Origin of the sequence: Streptomyces sp. NPDC017890 (assembly GCF_044328675.1) — a bacterium.
GTDB lineage: Bacteria > Actinomycetota > Actinomycetes > Streptomycetales > Streptomycetaceae > Streptomyces.
This window is the reverse complement of sequence record NZ_JBIRHU010000021.1, coordinates 41,790-54,685: the sequence shown is the minus strand read 5'-3', so window position 1 is coordinate 54,685 and position 12,896 is coordinate 41,790. Positions and strand designations below refer to the sequence as shown.

11 protein-coding genes are annotated in these 12,896 nt (G+C 71.9%); 4 read left to right on the top strand and 7 right to left on the bottom strand.

From position 1 onward, the window contains the following. Window positions 1-152 precede the first annotated feature (152 nt). Window positions 153-1,211: a DUF3533 domain-containing protein gene (locus ACH4F2_RS26320; protein WP_398135209.1), complete on the top strand. Its 1,059-nt coding sequence runs from the start codon at window positions 153-155 to the stop codon at window positions 1,209-1,211. A gap of 162 nt (window positions 1,212-1,373) precedes the next feature. Here the strand turns inward: ACH4F2_RS26320 and ACH4F2_RS26315 are convergent, their stop codons facing one another. The 4 genes from ACH4F2_RS26315 to ACH4F2_RS26300 form a co-directional block, all read right to left on the bottom strand. Continuing rightward, a complete protein-coding gene (locus tag ACH4F2_RS26315; protein ID WP_398135208.1) occupies window positions 1,374-2,456 on the bottom strand; it encodes a S1 family peptidase in 1,083 nt (360 codons plus the stop codon). A 397-nt stretch (window positions 2,457-2,853) separates the two neighbouring features. Then, the gene (locus tag ACH4F2_RS26310; protein WP_398135207.1) at window positions 2,854-3,762 is read right to left on the bottom strand and encodes a S1 family peptidase; all 909 of its coding nucleotides are present in this window, start codon (window positions 3,760-3,762) and stop codon (window positions 2,854-2,856) included. A gap of 206 nt (window positions 3,763-3,968) precedes the next feature. After that, entirely contained in the window at window positions 3,969-4,754 is a 786-nt protein-coding gene (locus tag ACH4F2_RS26305) for a DUF1684 domain-containing protein (RefSeq protein WP_398135206.1), read from the bottom strand. Window positions 4,755-4,781: 27 nt separating this feature from the next. Continuing rightward, window positions 4,782-5,969 carry a DUF5685 family protein gene (locus ACH4F2_RS26300; protein ID WP_398135205.1) on the bottom strand — a complete coding sequence of 396 codons (1,188 nt, stop codon included), beginning with the start codon at window positions 5,967-5,969 and terminating at the stop codon, window positions 4,782-4,784. A gap of 289 nt (window positions 5,970-6,258) precedes the next feature. Here ACH4F2_RS26300 and ACH4F2_RS26295 point away from each other — a divergent pair, with 289 nt between their 5' ends. Next, window positions 6,259-6,696 carry a cell division protein SepF gene (locus ACH4F2_RS26295; RefSeq protein WP_398135204.1) on the top strand — a complete coding sequence of 146 codons (438 nt, stop codon included), beginning with the start codon at window positions 6,259-6,261 and terminating at the stop codon, window positions 6,694-6,696. A gap of 59 nt (window positions 6,697-6,755) precedes the next feature. Here ACH4F2_RS26295 and ACH4F2_RS26290 read toward each other — a convergent pair whose 3' ends face one another. Further along, window positions 6,756-7,946, bottom strand: coding sequence for an acyl-CoA dehydrogenase family protein (locus ACH4F2_RS26290; protein WP_398135203.1), 1,191 nt, complete (start codon window positions 7,944-7,946; stop codon window positions 6,756-6,758). A gap of 95 nt (window positions 7,947-8,041) precedes the next feature. Further along, window positions 8,042-9,640 carry an MFS transporter gene (locus ACH4F2_RS26285; RefSeq protein ID WP_398135202.1) on the bottom strand — a complete coding sequence of 533 codons (1,599 nt, stop codon included), beginning with the start codon at window positions 9,638-9,640 and terminating at the stop codon, window positions 8,042-8,044. A 261-nt stretch (window positions 9,641-9,901) separates the two neighbouring features. On the opposite strand from ACH4F2_RS26285, the gene ACH4F2_RS26280 reads away from it, so the two are divergent. Beyond that, on the top strand, window positions 9,902-11,089 hold the full coding sequence (locus ACH4F2_RS26280; protein WP_398135201.1) for a glycosyltransferase family 39 protein: 1,188 nt from the start codon (window positions 9,902-9,904) through the stop codon (window positions 11,087-11,089). A gap of 237 nt (window positions 11,090-11,326) precedes the next feature. Next, complete coding sequence (locus ACH4F2_RS26275; RefSeq protein WP_398135200.1) at window positions 11,327-12,343, top strand: phosphatase PAP2 family protein; 1,017 nt, start codon at window positions 11,327-11,329, stop codon at window positions 12,341-12,343. Between the two features lie 51 nt (window positions 12,344-12,394). Here the strand turns inward: ACH4F2_RS26275 and ACH4F2_RS26270 are convergent, their stop codons facing one another. Further along, window positions 12,395-12,610 carry an I78 family peptidase inhibitor gene (locus ACH4F2_RS26270; protein ID WP_121746112.1) on the bottom strand — a complete coding sequence of 72 codons (216 nt, stop codon included), beginning with the start codon at window positions 12,608-12,610 and terminating at the stop codon, window positions 12,395-12,397. Window positions 12,611-12,896: the final 286 nt, after the last annotated feature.

Sequence of the window (12,896 nt, the reverse complement as noted above, 5' to 3'; positions counted from 1 at the left end):
ACGCACCTCCCGAACTCATGAACCGACGCCTTATCGAACGCCTGTTCCCAACTACCTCACCCCCACCATAGACCAATTTTCGAATGCGTGTGCGACATCCGTTCGGCCCCGCCCCACCTGCGCAAACACCCGCCGACCCGGACCGTGGGGACATGTCGCACACACCGGCCACCGGCACCCGGAGCGGCTCCTTCCGCGACGAGGTGAAGGACGCCGTCACCCCGCGGGCCACCCTGCTCGTACTCGGCGTGATCGCGCTCCAGCTGCTGTTCATCGCCTCCTACGTGGGGGCGCTGCACGACCCGAAGCCGAAGGACGTGCCCTTCGGGGTGGTCGCACCCCCGGCGGCCGCCGAGCGGACCGTGACCAGGCTGGAACGGCTGCCCGGGTCGCCGCTGGATCCGCGCACGGTGGCCGACGCGGCGAGTGCCCGGCAGCAGGTCGAGGACCGGGAGATCGACGGCGCCCTGGTCGTCGACCCCTCCGGCCGCACCGACACCCTGCTGGTCGCCTCCGGTGGCGGCACCGTCCTCGCCACCACCCTGGAGAGCCTCGTCACCGAGGCGGAGCGGGCCGAGGGCCGCACGGTGCGGACCGTCGACGTGGCCCCGGCCTCGGCCCACGACTTCGACGGGCTGTCGTCCTTCTACCTGGTCGTGGGCTGGTGCGTCGGCGGCTACCTGTGCGCCTCCATCCTGGCGATCAGCACCGGCGCCCGGCCGGCCAACCCGCACCGCGCGGCGATCCGGCTGATCGTGATGGCCCTGGTGTCGATCGTCGGCGGGCTCGGTGGCGCGGTGCTCATCGGGCCGGTCCTCGGCGCGCTGCCCGGCAGCGTGGTGGATCTGTGGGGGCTCGGCGCACTGATCACCTTCGCGGTGGGCGCCGCCACGCTCGCCCTCCAGGGCGTCTTCGGGATCATCGGCATCGGGCTGGCGATCCTGCTGGTGGTGATCGCGGGCAACCCGAGCGCGGGCGGCGCCTTCCCGCTGCCGATGCTGCCGCCGTTCTGGAAGGCGATCGGCCCGTGGCTGCCCCCGGGCGCGGGCACCTGGGCGGCCCGCTCGATCGCCTACTTCAAGGGCAACGACACGACCGTCTCCCTGCTGGTGCTGTGGGCGTGGGCGGTCGCCGGGACGGTGATCACGGTGCTGGCGTCCGTGCTGCGCCTCAGGCGGCGGGAGGCGGAGCTGCCCACGCAGGCCGGCTGACCCTCCGTACGCACGCGGGGCCTCCGCCGTACGCACACGAGAGCCCCCGCCGTACACGCGCGAGCCCCCCGTCATACGCGCACACAGGAGCCCCGCCGTACGCGCGCGGAAGTCCCGCCCCTCGCGCGCGGGACGGGACTTCTGCTCGCGGTGCGGGTGCGCTCAGCCGATCTGCGTACCGGTGGCCGACAGGGCCTCCGTCACCGGCTGGAAGAAGGTCTCGCCGCCCGAGGTGCAGTCGCCGCTGCCACCGGAGGTGAGGCCGACCGCCTGGTCGCCCGAGAAGAGCGAGCCGCCGCTGTCGCCGGGCTCGGCGCAGACGTCGGTCTGGACCAGGCCGTTGACGATGTCACCGTTGCCGTAGTTCACGGTGGCGTCCAGGCCGGTGACCGTACCGGAGTGCACCTGGGTGGTGGAGCCGCTGCGGGTCACCTCCATGCCGACGGTGGCGTCGGTGGCACCCGAGATGGCCTGCGAGGAGCCGTCGTACAGGTTGACCTCGCTCGGGTGATCCACTTCGGCGGTGTACTTGACCAGGCCGTAGTCGTTGTCCGGGAAGCTCGACGCCTCGTTCTCGCCGATCACGTTCCCCGAGGAGTCCGACCAGCTGGTTATGCCCTCGGTGCAGTGGCCGGCGGTGAGGAAGTACGGCTCCCCGCCCTTGGTCACGTTGAAGCCGAGGGAGCAGCGCCCGCCGTTTCCGGTGATGGCGTCGCCGCCCGCGACGAAGGGCTTGTACTCGCCCTCGGTCCGCTTGAGCTCGGCCTTGGCGCCGAGCCCGTCGACCACCTTGGTCAGCTTGGCCCACTCGGCCCCGGAGACCGTGCGGTCGGCGGTGACGACGACCTTGTTGGTGGTCGGGTCGGTCGCCCAGGAGGTGCCCGGGATGGTGGCGTCCTCGGCGAGGGTGCTGCGCGCGCTCTTCAGCTCGGCGAGCGAGTGCTCGACGACTCTCGCCTTGGCGCCGGCCTCCTCGACGGTCTGCGCGGCGGCCTCGTCGAGCACGTTGACCACGAGGCTCTTCGCCTGCGCGTCGTAGTACGTGCCCGCCGCGTCGGTGCCGAGGTCGCCGAGCAGTGTGGAGGCGAGCTTTCCGGCCGCCGTGACCGACAGGGTCTCGGGGGCGGAGGCCTGCGGGGCCTCGCTGGCGTTCGCACTCTGGAAGGTGACTCCCGCGGCGACCAGTGCGGTGATTCCCGCGCCTACGACTGCGGCACGCCGCCTGGGTATGCGTCGGTGCTTCAACTCACGTCCTCCTGTGGGGGGTCGGCCCGGGAGGTTGTGGGGACCTCACGGGCCGGAAGGCTGGTTGACGAGCGCTCACTCTTCCAAGCCCCCAGAGGGCACACAAGGTCGACTTCAGGACGTGCGCACGACAACTTCAGCGCGCACACACGTCCTTCACCATTCATGTCCCTTCCAGCAGGATTCGCGGAGCGAACACTCCAGCAAACGCTACGGGCAAGTAACCGTGAACCGGACGGCGGGCCCTGCCCTCTGTCTCGAATTCGCCCTTGCGTCCCGGCCTCCGGATGTGCGTCTACACGCGGTGGCGACGCTCCGGCCCGGGCAAGGGGGAGCCCCCGCACACCGGTTGGTGTGCGGGGGCTCGTCGTGCCGCCGGCTGCGTTCGGGGGGTGGTTCAGGTGACGTTGACGCCGTAGGCGCTCAAGGCCTCCGTGACCGGCTGGAAGAACGTCGTACCGCCGGAGGAGCAGTTGCCGCTGCCGCCGGAGGTCAGGCCGTACGCGGTGCCGTTGCTGCCGTAGAGCGGGCCGCCGGAGTCACCGGGCTCGGCGCAGACCGTGGTCTGGATCAGCCCGCCGACGACGTCGCCGCCGCCGTAGTTGACGGTGGCGTTCAGGGCGGTGACCCGGCCACTGTGGGTGCCGGTGGTGGAACCGTCACGGATGACGGTGGTGCCCACGCTCGGGGTGGCCGCGCGCGTGATGTTCACGCCGTTCGCGGTACCGGGCTTGCTGATGGAGCTGTTGGTGTACCGGACGATGCCGTAGTCGTTGCCCGGGAAGCTGGACCCGGCGGTCGAACCGAGGACGGTGGTGCGCGCGGAGTTGGCGTACCAGGTCCCGGCCCCGGCGGTGCAGTGCCCGGCGGTCAGGAAGTAGTCGACGCCGCTGCCGCTGCGGACGTTGAAGCCGAGGGAGCAGCGCCCGCTGTTCGAATAAATGGCGTCGCCGCCCTGGATGAGCTTGTTGAACGTGCCGGGGGTGCGCTTGACCGTGAGGGCGCCGGCCTTGTCGCCGGCCTGCTCCTTGATCTTCGCGATCTCGGCCTGGGAGACCGTGCTGTCGACCGTGAGAAGCACCCGGCCGGACTTGCTGTCGACGGCCCAGGCGGTGCCCGGGACGTCGGCCCTGAGTACCGCACCGCTGGCGCTGTTGAGCTCGGCGGCACTGAAGGTGGCCGGGGTGGGCGCCGCGTTCGCGCTGGGGATCGCGATCGCGGCCGCGGCCACGAGGCCGGAGGAAACGGCGATCAGCCGGGTCCGTCTCGTGACGCCGCTGCGGGGGGTGGTGCGCTTGATCCTCACTTTTCGTTCCTCCACGGGGGAAGTCGGGGGCCCTCTCGTGGGGTGGAGGGCCCGTGAGGCGCAGCCAGGGACGGACGTCCGGGTTCCGGATACGACGTGCCCCTGACAAGCGCTGAGGTTGGAGTATTCGGCCGAACGACCGGTCGGCGCAAGAGTGCCTTTCGGCCGTCAACCTTTGAACGATCTCCGCCAACCCCCGGCGGCGTTCAGCGCAGTTCGCGCTCCCCCGCGTCGATGCGGGCCTCCAGGGCGTTCCCCGGCGGCGGGAAGGGGCAGACGTAGTGGTCGGCGAACGCGCACGGCGGCAGCAGCGCGCGGTTGAAGTCGACCGTCGTACGGCCTTCGGCGTCCGGCGCGGCCGGGCGCAGGAAACGGAAGCGGTAACTGGTGCTCCCGCTGGTGGCGTCGGCGAAGACGGCCCACAGCGAGCCGTCCCCCTCGACGCTCACCTGGAGCGCGAGTTCCCGTCCGCCCAGCTGGAAGGCCAGCTCCCCGCCCAGGACGAGCCCGCGCTCCCGCCCGTCCGCGTTCGGCACCCGCACGCTGCGCTGTCCGGCGTCGTACGGTGTGAAGCGGCCCGGCACCGACCAGCGCGGATCGTACGGCGTGGCCGCGATGCCCCGGAACGCCCGCCGCGCCTCGGCGGCCGGGTCGAAGTCGCGTACACCCCAGGTGCCCTCGCGCAGCAGGACGACGATCCGCCGCTCGCCGTACCCGACCCGGGCCGCGCTCGCGGGCCCAGGGTCGGGGGCGATCCGGACCTCGCCGTCCAGCGGCCGCCCGTCCACGGTGAGCCCGTCCGCCCCGGTGGCTGCCAGCAGCACCGCGTCGCCGTCGGCCGTCCAGCTCCCGGGGATGTCCGGAAGTTGTCCGTCCGGATAGTCGTCCAGCCAGTACGTGCCGGTCAGCGACAGCGGCCCGTAGGGCGCCGACACCGTCGCGACACGCTGCTCGTGCCACCGCTTCCACTCTCCGGATGCGTCCGTAGTCATGGGGGCAACCCTCGCATGCCGGACACCTCAGCAGCCGCAGTCGCAGCCGCAGCCGTCGCAGCAGCCGTCCTCGCCCCCGCAGTTGCCGCAGCACTCGCAGCAACTGCAGCAGTCACCGCACCCGCTGCAGTCGCAGTTGGCGCATGTCCCTTCCTTGCGCTCCCCGCTCCAGGGGTCGTGGTAGGTGCCGCAGCACATCTGACACGTACAGGCCAGCCCCAGCCACACGGCGCACCCCGCGAGCAGCCCGCGCCGGTCGCGGCGGGGCGGCTCCGGAGGCAGCGGCGCACCGGGGCCGCCCGGGGCGCCAGGGGTGCCGGGAGGGGCGTACGGGTGGCTGCCGTGGGCGCAGGAGACGGTGCCGAAGGCGCGGTCGACGGAGTTGCCCAGCTCGTGCACGAGCAGCCGGTGCACCAGCCGGCCGTCCCCGAACTCGGCCTCGCGCAGTGCGAGCCGCACCCCGCGCACGGCGTCGTCGGCCAGCCGCCGGGCCTCAGTGAGCGGGGTCCCCGTGGCGGTGAGCGGGTTCCAGGCGCCCGACGCGGCGTCAGCCTCCTTGTCCTCCACGGCGTCGAGGAGGTGGGCCAGCCTGCCGAAGAGGCGCCCGGCCTCGGCGAGCGGCTCGGCGTTCTCCGGCCGCCCGGCGAGGTGCGCGGTGTGGGCGAACGCGGCGGCGGTCGCGGTCTCGGTCGGCTCGGTGACGGTGAGCAGGGACGTGCCGGGCCCGGCGAGCGCCTCGATGCCGCCCTGCCGGTCCACGGCGTCGACCAGTACGGCGGTGTCGAACCCGACGGTACTTCCGCCGCGGGCGCCGGCGGCGTCCCAGCCCGTGGCGATCCGGCGGGCGGCGAGGGCCACCGGCCGGCGGGCCAGCAGCCCGTCCCCGTCGGCGACATGGTCGCGCACCTTGGCCGAGGCCAGTACCAGGGAGACGGCCGCCGCGAGCCGGGCGCCCTCACCGTGCGCGACGGACGCGGTGCGCATTCCGCGCAGCGGGCACGGCCCGGCCGTACGCCGCCCGGCGCCCGTGCCGCCGCGGCCGGCCTGAGCCTCCGTCAAAACCGATATGAGCAGCCCGTCATAGTTCGTCACGATCCGCGCGAACTGTCCGTGGTCCTTGCGCAGCGCGAGGCACAACCCGCACAAATGCGCCATCCACTGGCTCGTGAGGCTCTCCCCGAGCCGGTGCCGGCAAGGCCTGACGATTCCGAACACGACATTCCCCCGTGTCTCGTACGACGCTGAGCTGCGGCATCGTACCGATCCTCGTGTTCACCCGTACGCACCCGCCCTCACCCGTCCGCAGGGAAGAATCATATTTCACTCACAGTCAGCATCCGTTTGGGAAACAACCCTTGGGACACAAGGACTCTCGACGGATTCGCTGTGCACCAGTACCGTCACAAACCCCCCGGGCGGCGTCTATCCACTTGGCGCGACGTCCGCATCATGGATGACCATAGGGATGCGGAAGCACGAAAGACCGCTGAGAGAGGAGGCGTCCATGGGATCGGTACGCAAGGCGAGTGCGTGGCTCGGCCTCGTCGACGACAACGATGACGAGCGCTACTACGACGACGACTACTCCGAGGGCACCGAATCCGGGGACGCCTGGGTCACGGACCCGCGGGTGAAGGTGGCCACGGACGTGGCCGAGGAGAAGGGCCGCCGCATCGCCACGGTCACCCCGGACAGTTTCCGGGACGCACGTGCCATCGGCGAGCTGTTCCGGGACGGCGTCCCGGTCATCGTGAACCTGACGGCCATGGAGGGCACCGACGCCAAGCGCGTGGTCGACTTCGCGGCCGGGCTGATCTTCGGCCTGCGCGGTTCGATCGAGCGGGTGTCCACCCGGGTGTTCCTGCTGAGCCCGGCCGACACCCAGATCATCAGCGGCGAGTCGGCCGCGCACCGTTCCGACGGTTTCTTCAACCAGAGCTGAGGCGGGGCCGCACACCACGGCCCCGCCCCCGCACGCCCACCGGGTCCGCCGCCGGAGTCCTACCGGAAGGCGTCGAGTCCGGTGAGGGCCTTGCCCAGCACCAGCTGGTGCATCTCGACGGTGCCCTCGTAGGTGAGCACCGATTCCAGGTTCGTCGCGTGCCGCATCACGGGGTATTCGAGGGAGATCCCGTTGGCGCCGAGGATCGTGCGGGCCGTACGGCAGATGCCGATGGCCTCGCGTACGTTGTTGAGCTTGCCGAAGCTGACCTGCTCGGGGCGCAGGCGGCCGGCGTCCATGCGCCGCCCGAGGTGGTGGGCGAGCAGAATCCCCTTGTGCAGTTCGACCGCCATGTCGGCGAGCTTGGCCTGGGTCAGCTGGAAGGCGCCGATGGGCCGCCCGAACTGCTCTCGCGTCTTCGCGTACTCCACTGCCGCCTCGAAGGAGCTGCGGGCCGCGCCCATCGCACCCCAGACGATGCCGTAGCGGGCGTGGGAGAGGCAGCTGAGCGGTCCGCGCAGTCCGGTGGCCTCCGGCAGCACGGCGTCGGCGGGCAGCCGTACGCCGTCGAGGACGAGCTCGCTGGTGACGCTGGCCCGCAGGGACCACTTGTGCTTGATCTCGGGCGCGGAGAAGCCGGGACTGTCGGTGGGCACGACGAAGCCGCGGATCCCGTCCTCGGTCCGCGCCCAGACGACGGCGACACCGGCCACCGACCCGTTGGTGATCCACATCTTGCGCCCGTCGAGCACCCAGTCACCGCCGTCGCGCTTGGCACGGGTGCGCATGCCTGCGGGGTCGGAGCCGTGATCGGGCTCGGTCAGCCCGAAGCAGCCGATGACCTCACCGGCGGCCATGCGCGGCAGCCAGGCCCGCTTCTGGTCCTCGCTGCCGAAGCGGTGGATGGCGTACATGGCGAGGGAGCCCTGCACGGAGACCAGGGACCGGATGCCGGAGTCGGCCGCCTCCAGCTCCAGACAGGCCAGCCCGTACTGCACGGCGCTCGCGCCGGCGCAGCCGTACCCCTCCAGCGACATGCCCAGCGCGCCGATGCCGCCGAGCTCGCGGGCCAGCTCCCGGATGCCGGGCAGTTCGCCCTTCTCGTACCAGTCCGCGACGTACGGCAGCACGCGGTCCGCGGCCCAGTCCCGCACGGTGTCCCGGACCGCCAGGTCCTCCGGCTCCAGGAGGTCGTCGACGCCGAGCGGGTCGGCGGGATCGAACGCGGGCAACGTGGGGGACGAGGCCATGGGACACCCTCCGGAGCGTGAAAACTAGCGCCGCTAGTTACGGTTCTCGTGCCGACGTTACGATGCACCGCTTCGCACGTCCACCACGCGTACGCTCACGCCGACACGCGGGACTGGGCCGCGTCCCGGGGCGCGGGCACGGGAACCGCCTCGCACTGCATCACCCGCGGCAGCCGCAACGCCATCACCGCTCCCAGCAGCAACAACCCCGCGCTCACCACCAACGTCACATGCAGCCCGTGCACGAACGCGTCCGCCGCGGCGCGCCGCAGCGCGCCCTCAGCAGGCCCCCCGAGCCGCGCGGCGACCTCGTACGCCTCCCCCAGCGAATGTCCCGCCGCCACCGACGCCGGCGCCGGCACCCCGGGCACACCCCCCGCAAGGCCCGGCGCGTACGCCGCGTTCATCACGCTGCCCAGCAGGGCGATCCCGATCCCGGCGCCCAGCTGGTACGACGTCTCCCCGATCGCCGCCGCCCCGCCGGCCTGCGCCTGCGGTGCCTCGCTCAGCATCGACTCGTACGCCCCGAAGAGCGTCGTCTCCAGTCCGAAGCCGAGCAGCACGAACCCGGACAGCAGCAGTGCGCAGTTGTCGGCCCTGCCCATCGCCGTCAGCAGCAGCACCGCGAAGGCCGTCAGGCAGAACCCGGCGCACACCATCCGGCGCGGCCCGAAGCGCCGCAGCATCCGCGCGCCCGCCAGCCCGGCCGCCATCGCCGCGAAGGTCAGCGGCAGCAGTCGCAGCCCGGTCTGGAGCGGAGACAGCCCGAGCACCAGTTGCAGATACTGCGCCGCGATCAGCTCGAGACCCACCAGCGCCAGCATCGCCAGCACGATGCACCCCACCGACGTACTGAACGCCGGCCGCCGGAACATCTCCAGGTCCACCAGCGGATGCGTACGCCGCCGCTGCCGTCGTACGAACGCGACCAGCAGGGCCGCGCCCACCACCAGCGGCAGCACCGTGAGCGGGCTCGCCACCGGCTCCCCGCCGCCCAGCCGCTTCACGCCCAGGACGGCCCCGAACAGGCCGCCGGCCGCCATCAGCGCGCCGACCACGTCCCAGGGCCCGCGGCCGTCGCCCTTCGACTCGGGCAGCAGCAGCCGCCCCACCGGCAGGCTGACCAGCATCAGCGGGATGTTGACGAGGAAGACCGAGCCCCACCAGAAGTGCTCCAGCAGGAAGCCGCCGAGCAGGGGCCCGACCGCCGCGCCGACCGCGGCCACGGCGCTCCAGACGCCGATGGCCAGTGCCCTCTCCCGGCGGTCGGGGAAGACCTGCCGGAGGATCGACAGCGTCGCCGGCATGATCATCGCGCCGCCGACACCGAGCAGCGCGCGGGCCATGACGAGGACCTGGGCGTTGTCGGCGAGCGCCGCCAGCCCGGAGGCGACGCCGAAGAGCGCGTAGCCGAGCAGCAGGATCCGTCTGCGGCCCACCCGGTCACCCAGCGTGCCGAACAGGATCAGCAGCGAGGCGCAGACGAGCGGGTAGATGTCGACGATCCAGAGCAGTTCGATGGCGCCGGGCCGCAGGTCCTCGGTGACGGCGGGGACCGCCACGTGCAGCACGGTCGCGTCGACGGCGACGAGCAGCAGGCTGACGCAGAGGACGACCAGAACCACCCAGCGGTTGGCACCGGCCCCGGCCGCCCGACGGCGCAGCTCGGCGGCAGCCGTGGTCGTCCCGGACATGTACGTACCTCCAAGATGTTCCCTCGCGCCCGGCGGGCCGCGCGGGGTGGGGACTCCCCTGCGGCTCGGCCGGAGAGGAGCGGGGGGCTCCGGGCCGTGCAACGGAACGCGAGTGACTCGCCAGAGTACGCGAGACCTCGCATCGCGCACGTGGCGGGCCTCACACATTCCGCGTCACCTGTGTGGCATGCGCCACCGCGGTCACGGCCCCGCCCGCCCCGGCCGGACGGCCGTTTCCGTCCACGGCGGATAATCGAGCCCGTGACCGATCTTGAAACGCGCGCGGCGGGCCGCCCCGGTGCCCTGTGCCGGGCCGCCCCGGCGCTTCTCGGCTACGCGGCCGTACGCGCCCTGGGCCTGCTCGCCCTGGCCCTGTGGAGCGCCGCGCGCGACAAGAGCGCCTACACGCTGCTGACGGCCCGATGGGATTCCCTCTGGTACACCAGGGTCGCCGAACTGGGCTACGGCTACGAGGTGCGCCTCCCTGACGGCGACGTGCACTCCAACCTGGCCTTCTTCCCGCTGCTGCCCTGGCTGGAGCGGCTCGGCGCGGCGTTGACGCCGCTGTCGCACGCGGATGCCGGGTACGCCGTCTCGCTGCTCGCGTCACTCGCCGCGGCCTGGGGGATCTTCGCGGTGGCGGAGCACGTGTACGGCCGCCGGGCCGGGGTGTGTGCCGCTCTCCTGTGGGCCGTGCTGCCGGTCGGGATCGTGCAGTCCATGGCGTACAGCGAGTCGCTGTTCACGGCGCTGGCCGCCTGGTCGCTGTACGCGGTGCTGACCGGGCGCTGGGTGACGGCGGGGGCGCTGGCCGCGCTGGCCGGGCTGACCCGTCCGGTGGGGCTCGCGGTGGCGGCGGCGGTGTGGGTGGCCGCGATTGCGGCATTCGTGCGAAGCCGGAGCGACGCCGGCGCGGACGGCGCCCGCGGCCCGGCACGCGCCCCCGGTGACGGCGCGCGGCGTGTGCTCGGCATGCTCCTCGCGCCCCTGGGCGCCGCCGGGTACGCGCTCTGGGTCGGACACCGCACCGGCAAGGGCCCGCTGGGCTATCTCGACGTCCAGGCCGGCTGGCGCAACGGCTTCGACGGAGGCGTGGCCTTCGCCCGTTTCATCGCCGGCAGGTTCACGTCGTTCCCGTCGGCCCTGGCGGGCGTCGGGCTGATCGCCGGGGTCGCTCTGCTCGTCTGGCTGTACGTCGTCTGCGTCCGGCAGCGCCAGCCGCTCCCGCTGCTGGTGTACGCGGGGATCGTCACCGCCCTCGCCCTGTGCACGTCGAGCTACTTCGGATCGAAGCCGCGGCTGCTGCTGCCCGCCTTCCCGTTGCTGCTGCCCCTCGCCCTGGCCCTGGCCCGGATGCGAACCTCCAGGTCAGCGCTGGTCGTCGGCGGTGTCGCGGTGGCGTCGGCGGTGTACGGGGCGTTCTGGCTGAACGGCTCCGGCCCGCCCTGACCGGACCGGTGCACCCGATGACCGCCGGGAGAATTCCGGACCAGCATTCGGTGAACGAATTCATAAGCACGATAAGCCGTCGGCCGGACCGATCAAAGGAATTGAAGTCCGCAATAGGACCAGGTCGCGGATTCCTCGGAAATAAACCACCGCCTGAGAGGAATCCCACATCACATCGTCATCACAAAGCCGTTGATTCGTCCGGGATCACTCCTCACTCGCTGTAACGTCGATTGGGTGCGTACCGAACGGAACCTCACCCGTCTGGACCGGGTGTTCGCGAGACTGGACCGGGAGCCGGAACGACCGGCCCACCTGGATGTGCCGGAGATGAGCCGGCACAGGGTCGCGCTGTTCGCGGGAACCCTCGCCTTCTACATCGCGATCGTGTGGGCCGTGCTGATCACCTCGTGGCTGGTCCGGCTCGACTGGCAGGTCATGTTCTTCCGGCCGTACCAGCAGTGGCCGGAGCTCCACGCGTTCGTCGACTACTACGTCGTGCTCGGCCAGCGCGGCCCCACCGCGGTGATGGTGGCGGCCTGGCTCGGCTGGCGCTCCTGGCGGCAGCACACCCTGCGGCCCCTGCTCGCGCTCGGCGTCTCCCTGCTCCTGCTGAACGTCACGGTCGGCGCCGCCAAGTACGGCATGGGCCGGCTGGGACCGCACTACGCGACCACGATCGGCTCGAACGAGATGTGGCTCGGCGGCGATATATTTCCGAGCGGTCACACCGCGAACGCCGTCGTGACCTGGGGCATCCTGGCCTATCTCGCCTCGACGCCGAGGGCACGGCGCTGGCTGTCGGCACTGTCGGCGGTCACCTCGCTCGGCGTGGGCCTGTCCACCGTCTACATCGGTACGCACTGGCTCAGCGACGTGATCCTCGGCTGGACGGCGGGGCTGCTGATCCTGCTGGCGCTGCCGTGGTTCGAGCCGCTGATCACCCGGGCCGAAGCCTGGATCCTCGGCCTGCGCGACGGCTGGTTCGCCCGTCGCCGCCGTACCGCGGCGACGAAGCAGCCGGTCAGCACGCCCGTGGTCCTCACCCCGCCCGCCTCCGACCGCGAGGAGGCTCCGGCCCGCGAGCCGGTCGCCACGCCGCGCAACCGGGCCCCGGCGTACCTGGCCCCGGGCCCGCACACGGCGCGCTCGGACCGTACGCCGGTGCCTCCGACGGGCAGCCGCCGGCCGGGGCACGCCGACCGCCACCCGCGGGGCACGGCCCCGGCCGCACGCCCCCTGTCGGGCGGCTGACCGTTCACATCACGCCGCGGGGACCGGTACGCACAGCCCCTTCCCCGCGGGTCAGCCCTTCCAGGCGCGGGCCACGCGGCCGTCCTTCACCTCGAAATTGAGGCGGCCCACGCGGTACTCCATCGTGATGACCGTCCCCGGCGCCAGTGATCGCACCGTCGACCAGCCCCGCTCCCGGGCGAGCCGTTCGGCCGCGCCGGATTCGAGGCCGACGTATGCGTCCGGACTGTCCTGGGGTTCGGCCGGGGGTGTCGGAATCGGTGCCATGCCGCCACGCTATGCCCTGCTCCACGACCGGGGAAGTCCAGGCCCGTAACACGGCGTGCGGACGCCCCTGGGGTCACACTTCTGTCACAAGATCACGGCCCGTGTTTTGGTCGAACTCCGTCACACGGACGGACGGTTCTGTACGCCTTTCGCAGGCCTGTGAGGTGAATTTCCGCGTGTCGCGTCGCCCCATCGAATAAACGGACGGAAAAGGCATCGAAGCACCTCGGGGGCTCCCCGCATTCCGCATTCGAACGCACCCGAACGAACTCACGGGCGGCTTGCG